Consider the following 746-nt stretch of genomic DNA (forward strand, 5'->3'; position numbering starts at 1 on the left):
GGGTACCGATGGTGGAACTGACCAACCGCCCGCTCCTGGTTGACCACCCCCCACCCGAGCACCAGACGGTGATGCCGCTGCAGCGGGCGATCAACAAGCTGGTCATCGACATGCTGGTGGCAGCCGAGGCCGGCGCGTTCCCGGCCCGCTGGGGCACTGGCATCGACCTGCCCAAGGACCCGCTGACGGGCCAGGAGATCGACAACCCGGATATGTGGAAGCTGTCGGTGTCCAAGATGCTGCGCGCCAGCAGCCCGCAGGCTAAGTTCGGCAACTTCCAGGCCGCCGACCTGCGGAACTTCGTCACCGGCATCGAGATGCTGGTCGAGCATGTCGCCGCCCAGTCCCGCACACCGCCCGGCTACATGACCGGCAAGCTGGTCAACGTCAATGCCGAGGCCATGCAGGAGTCCGAGGTCGGGCTGATCGCCAAGACGCGGGACAAGACGACGTTCCTGTCCGACGCCTGGGAGGAGATGGCCCGGCTGTGCTTCCTCGTCAAGGACGACCAGCAGCGCGGCAACGACCCGCTCGCCGAGACGATCTGGGCCGACGTCGAACACCGCACCGACGCCCAGCGCGTGGACGCCGCCATCAAGAAGAAGGCGATCGGCGTGCCGTGGCGTCAGCTGATGGAGGACCTCGGCTACACCCCGACCCAGATCACCCGGATGGAGGCGATGCTGGAGCAGGACGCCAACCGGGCCGGCCGGGGCCTCGCGTTCTCCGGCATCCGCGACCCCGGG

General features: G+C 68.1%; 1 protein-coding gene. It reads left to right on the forward strand.

Annotated elements, in window-relative coordinates; genetic code table 11:
* Positions 1-8 precede the first annotated feature (8 nt).
* Positions 9-746: phage portal protein (locus tag ABD323_RS42650; RefSeq protein WP_344447426.1), on the forward strand; the 738-nt coding region annotated here is incomplete at its 3' end.

It is taken from the genome of Kitasatospora nipponensis, assembly GCF_039528135.1.
In the GTDB taxonomy this organism is placed as follows: domain Bacteria; phylum Actinomycetota; class Actinomycetes; order Streptomycetales; family Streptomycetaceae; genus Kitasatospora; species Kitasatospora nipponensis.